The organism is Streptococcus oralis, assembly GCF_001579175.1.
In the GTDB taxonomy this organism is placed as follows: Bacteria; Bacillota; Bacilli; order Lactobacillales; family Streptococcaceae; genus Streptococcus; species Streptococcus oralis_O.
Map to the genome: position 1 here is coordinate 669,484 of NZ_KQ970759.1, position 5,161 is coordinate 674,644.

Annotated in this window: 10 protein-coding genes; all 10 read right to left on the reverse strand. The window is 42.5% G+C overall.

Annotated features, from left to right (window positions below; translation table 11 throughout):
• A partial coding sequence (gene rplD, locus SORDD24_RS11625) for a 50S ribosomal protein L4 (protein ID WP_231082672.1) occupies positions 1–382 on the reverse strand: 382 nt, incomplete at its 3' end.
• A 24-nt stretch (positions 383–406) separates the two neighbouring features.
• Entirely contained in the window at positions 407–1,033 is a 627-nt protein-coding gene (gene rplC, locus SORDD24_RS03385) for a 50S ribosomal protein L3 (protein WP_000160197.1), read from the reverse strand.
• 82 nt (positions 1,034–1,115) lie between these two features.
• Complete coding sequence (gene rpsJ / locus SORDD24_RS03390) at positions 1,116–1,424, reverse strand: 30S ribosomal protein S10 (protein ID WP_001284513.1); 309 nt, start codon at positions 1,422–1,424, stop codon at positions 1,116–1,118.
• Positions 1,425–1,680: 256 nt separating this feature from the next.
• Positions 1,681–2,094: an effector binding domain-containing protein gene (locus SORDD24_RS03395; protein WP_061407406.1), complete on the reverse strand. Its 414-nt coding sequence runs from the start codon at positions 2,092–2,094 to the stop codon at positions 1,681–1,683.
• Between the two features lie 503 nt (positions 2,095–2,597).
• The gene (locus tag SORDD24_RS03405; protein ID WP_061407412.1) at positions 2,598–3,224 is read right to left on the reverse strand and encodes a uridine kinase family protein; all 627 of its coding nucleotides are present in this window, start codon (positions 3,222–3,224) and stop codon (positions 2,598–2,600) included.
• On the reverse strand, positions 3,221–3,817 hold the full coding sequence (gene nrdG, locus SORDD24_RS03410; protein ID WP_000220155.1) for an anaerobic ribonucleoside-triphosphate reductase activating protein: 597 nt from the start codon (positions 3,815–3,817) through the stop codon (positions 3,221–3,223). The genes SORDD24_RS03405 and nrdG overlap by 4 nt, the downstream gene beginning before the upstream one ends.
• A gap of 5 nt (positions 3,818–3,822) precedes the next feature.
• Positions 3,823–4,329 (reverse strand): GNAT family N-acetyltransferase, encoded by a 507-nt coding sequence (locus tag SORDD24_RS03415; RefSeq protein ID WP_061407415.1) that lies wholly within the window; start codon positions 4,327–4,329, stop codon positions 3,823–3,825.
• A 9-nt stretch (positions 4,330–4,338) separates the two neighbouring features.
• Positions 4,339–4,839, reverse strand: a complete 501-nt coding sequence (locus tag SORDD24_RS03420) for a GNAT family N-acetyltransferase (protein WP_061407418.1) — start codon at positions 4,837–4,839, stop codon at positions 4,339–4,341.
• Positions 4,840–4,885: 46 nt separating this feature from the next.
• Positions 4,886–5,026 (reverse strand): hypothetical protein, encoded by a 141-nt coding sequence (locus SORDD24_RS03425; RefSeq protein ID WP_000521623.1) that lies wholly within the window; start codon positions 5,024–5,026, stop codon positions 4,886–4,888.
• Between the two features lie 11 nt (positions 5,027–5,037).
• The coding region (locus SORDD24_RS12020) for a ribonucleoside-triphosphate reductase (RefSeq protein ID WP_196757263.1) at positions 5,038–5,161 on the reverse strand (124 nt) is incomplete at its 5' end.

Consider the following 5,161-nt stretch of genomic DNA (forward strand, 5'->3'; position numbering starts at 1 on the left):
CGTCTACAGCTACGAATTTGTTTTCAGCAACTTTTTCAGAGTAAACTGATTTAAGAGCTAGGCGACGAACTTTTTGTGGAAGTTTGTAGCCGTATGAACGTGGAGTTGGTCCGAAGACAACACCACCACCACGCCATTGTGGTGAGCGGATAGAACCTTGACGAGCACGTCCAGTTCCTTTTTGACGCCATGGTTTGCGTCCACCACCTGATACTGCAGAGCGGTTTTTAACAGCGTGTGTTCCTTGACGAAGGCTTGCGCGTTGGCTGATGATCACATCAAACACAACTGATTCATTTGGTTCGATACCAAATACTGCATCGTTAAGAACAACTTGGCCAGCTTCTTTACCAGTTTGGTCAAATAATGTTACGTTTGCCATTGTGACTGATTTCCCCTTTCTTTATTATTTACCAGCTTTAACTGCTGATTTGATAGTGATAAGAGATTTCTTAGCACCTGGTACGTTACCTTTGATAAGGATAACGTTCTTTTCTGGAACAACTTGTACAACTTCAAGGTTTTGAATTGTTACGCGGTCGCCACCCATACGTCCTGCAAGGTTTTTACCTTTGAATACGCGGTTAGGTGCAACAGGTCCCATAGAACCTGGACGACGGTGGTAACGAGAACCGTGAGCCATTGGTCCACGTGATTGTCCGTGGCGTTTGATAACACCTTGGAAACCTTTACCTTTAGAAGTACCAGTTACGTCAACAACGTCTCCAGCTGCGAATGTTTCAACTGTGATTTCAGCACCAACTTCCAAGCCTTCAACGTTTTTGAATTCACGAATGAAGCGCTTAGGAGCCGTGTTAGCTTTCGCTACATGTCCTTTAGCAGGTTTGTTGCTCAATACTTCGCGTTTGTCATCGAAACCAACTTGGATAGCGTTGTATCCATCTGTTTCAACAGTTTTAACTTGAAGAACAACGTTTGGAGTTGCTTCAATAACTGTTACAGGGATCAATTCGCCAGCTTCAGTGAAGATTTGAGTCATTCCCACTTTTTTCCCTAAGATTCCTTTTGTCATGAGAAAATAGTTCCTTTTCTATATTTTTTATTCAAAAAGTTTTTAACGAGCGTTTTTCATGCTCAAGGTATCAAGCTTTAAATTAAAGTTTGATTTCTACGTTTACACCACTTGGAAGATCCAATTTCATCAAGGCATCAACTGTTTTTTGAGTTGGGTTAACGATATCGATCAAACGTTTGTGTGTACGCATTTCGAATTGTTCGCGAGAGTCTTTGTATTTGTGAGTCGCACGAATAATTGTGTAGAGGCTACGCTCAGTTGGAAGTGGGATTGGACCCGCAACTTGTGCACCTGTACGAGTAGCTGATTCTACGATTTTTGCAGCCGCTGTGTCAAGCGTACGGTGTTCGTAAGCTTTCAAACGGATACGGATTTTTTTGTTTGCCATCTTTTTCTCCTTTTCGTCTATTTAAGATAATAGGCTAGCTCCACAAGAAAACCGACGCGCGTTGCGTGGCAATGCAACCGAGCGTGTCGCAACCTCTTGCATCAAAGCTAAGGCTGTAATTTACAGCACCATAATAGAATAACACAAACCCCCTGCGATTGCAAGGGATTTGTTAGGTTTTTTTCGTTTTTTTACTAACCTAAGTTACTAGAGTATGTTCTGATCCTCTTTCGTAAATAAAACTTAGTTTGACAATTTATCCATTTTTGGGGGTGGCGATAAAGATAGATACTGTCTGATCTGGATCATATTTTTCAAAATCAATACTATACTGACGTTGTAGTTCTCTTGCTTCTTCAGCCTGCCAAATTTGCTGCCAGGTATGAAGGTATCCTTTTGAATCACTTGTATCTACTTCAAATACTTGGTAGGTTTGCCCTGAAGTGTCAAAATCCCAGTCTTCTTTATCGGATAGACTACAGAGCGACAAGCTGTAATCTCCCTTGTAGTCACTAACATAATCATGATAGACTGCATAAATCGGAAGCCCTTGGGCAAATGCCTCCTCTACTTCTTTCTGGTGCTCCTGCCATAGATGGCTAATTTTTTCCATCATGTTTGGATCTTGGAAATTATTGGTAGAGATACTACTGATTATTTTTAAAAACATTTCTTCACTCCTTTTACTTTCACTTCTAAGGTGACTGACTAAAAATCAACCTCTTCTCTAAACTTTCTAACTGCCAAGAGGCTACTCCACATAACAATATGAAATAGCATTCTTTGCTCATAGGATATATCTGCCATTCACTATCAACTCCCTTTCCCCAGAGAAAACGGTGCCCATCAAGACCAGCCTTCCAATTCTTATTGATCTCGTTTGGAATGTTTTTAACGAGCATTTTTTATGCCTAAGTCTAAGATATAAAGGGATTTAAACTCAAAGCAAAAATAGGAAACCGACGCGCGTTGCGTGGCAATGTATCCAATCGTGATCACAACCTCTTGCATAACAGCTAAGGCTGTAATTTACAGCACCATGGTAGAATAACACAAAGCCCCTGCGATTGCAAGGAATTTGTTAGGTTTTTTCGTTTTTTTGGGATGAAACTGTTTTCCTATTTCATCTTCCTATGACTACTGATTTACAATCTTAAAATTCAATCTTTTCTTCTATATAATTCGAGTCATTTTGACTTTGAATTTATCTTGTGATTGATCCACTAAGATATCTGCTTTAGACTCGGTTTCTCTATAGTATCGCTGATACTGCTCCCGTCTCATTTGATGGCTAGCTAGTATAAAGGAAGCATCGCGATTTCTCATAATCGTGTCTCGAGCCAGACGCCTCTCTAATTCCGTCTCCTCATCCGTGTAGAAACACACGGTTTTATCAAAGAGTTCCTTGGGTAGAAAGCCCACAGACATCCCTTCAACAATCAGAATCGGTTTGGCTCCAGACAAGATTTCACTAGCCTTCCAAGGTTCATCGATTGTTAAGATGTCCATGCCTGCCTGCAAGGCGAGAATATCTCTCTGTAAACTTGCCAGTTCATGCGCCACTGGGAGACAAGCTGTCACCTTTTGATCTGGCGCTTGCTTTGGCACTACCAGATAGCGTTCTGAGGTGATATAGGGGTCTGTTTCTAGTAAATTTACTTTTGTAGAATCTAGGGCTTGATATAATTCCTGTGCAAAGGTTGATTTACCTGAAGCCCCATGACCGTAGATCCCTAGCGTTCTAATTCCTCCCGTTTCGATCTCTGAAACCAGTTGTTCTATCAGGTCTTTTTTCTTCATTCTCTCTTCACCTGTTCATAGCTTTCTTTTCCGTCATTAAGCTTGTCCCAAATCACTACTTGCCCACTTTTGAGAGATTTTTGCACATCGATAATCCGTTGATTAGAGGAACCTCGAAACTGGAGCATGAGATTGCGCTTGCTTTTATCATACCGTCCATCGACAAGGATGTCAATCAGCGACAAGAGTTCCAGTTTATCTGGAGTTTCCAGCATCATTTCTTCCCACGTGTAGCCCGTCCAAGACCAGATGTCTTTGTCTGGCAATTCCTTTCGAATTCGCTTAACGAGAGGTAAGAGGATACCTGTATTAAGAAAAGGTTCTCCCCCCAGCAAGGTCAATCCTTGAACATAAGGTTGGGCAAGATCTTCCATGATCTGTTCTTCTAATTCTGCTGTATAGGGAATGCCTGCGTTGAAAGACCAAGTCGCAACATTATAGCACCCCTCGCAGTGAAACATACAGCCTGCGACATAGAGAGAGTTGCGCACGCCTTCTCCATCTACAAAGTTAAAGGCCTTGTAGTCAATGATTCGCCCTTTACTAAGCTCCTCGCTTTTCCATTCACCAGGTTTTGGTGTATTCCATGTCATGCTTTCTACTCCAAGTCTATCCAATAGCGCTGACTTCTATCGATTGTATTTTCGTAAACACCGCCAGCGGAGAGAATCGTGCGGCGGCTGGCTTCGTTGTCTTCATCGCAGGTAATCAGCACTCGTTCCAATCCTTGCTTTCGAGCCTCTGCTAGTCCTAATCTCAACTGCTCCTTCCCATATCCTTTGCCTCGTTGACTGGGACGGATAGAATAGCCAATATGACCGCCTTCCACAAATAATTTGTCATTCAAGGACAAGCGCAGGGCTAAAAATCCCAAAGGCAAGCCAGTCTCACCAAAGGATAAAAATTTGATTGCAGGAACCCAGCCTACTGGCAGGTTGGCAGCATCCTCTTGCTGCTCTACAATCTTTAAACAATCCTCATAATCCTTTGCTCGCTTCCAAGCGGAGCCCATGCCACCGTGCATATAGGATTTTGCTGCATCGAACTCCGCAATCATCTCTAATATCGCTTCTTTATCTTCCAAAGTTGGTCGTCTTATCTCCATGCTTCCTCCTTAATCGACATCAATCCAGTAGCGCTCCGTTCCGTTTCGAACATCCTCCAACGCCCCACCATTAGCTAAGATAACAGCTCGGCTTGCTGGATTTTCCGTACTACAGGTCACAAGTGCTTTTTTGATGTTCTTTTCCTTGCCAAATTGCAGACCTTGTCGGAGGGATTCTTTGGCATAACCCTTACCTCTTTCAGATGGACGAATGGAGTAGCCAATATGGCCCCCATTTTCTAGTAAGTAGTCATTTAATCGGAGACGAAGGTTGAGAAAGCCAAGAGCCTGGCCTGCTACGTCAAAACTAACCAGCTGGATAGCAGGAACCCAGTTTTCAGGAATATTGAGTCCCGCTTCCGCTTGAAGATTTTCTTTTAGCCACTCTTCATAAACAAAATTGTTGGCGTTCCAAAACCCACCATCGTGGGCTGATTGAGTCTGTTCAAACTCTGCCATCATCTCTAAAACTGTTTCTTTATCTGCCAATGTTGGTCTGCGTAGTATCATTTTTACCTCCAATAATTAAGAGAAAAGTGAGAGGCAACTCTCACTTTTATTTTTTCTTGTTCTTGTTTAAAAATTGTTCTTTGAGGTTGAGCAAGCGTTCTTTTTTACCTGTTCCACCTTTAGAGTGTTTCTCATGATAACGGGTCACTTGTGCGCGTCCCTTATCGTCTAATTGGTATTTCCCCATTCCGTTTCCTTCTAATTTGTTACTTCATGTCCAGCTGTTTTAATAGTAGAGCCATTCATGTGTTTGACACGCGCAGCGATTTCCTTGTGGCGTCCGTTAACCATCGGACGTGCTTGAGGATTTCCCAGATAACCA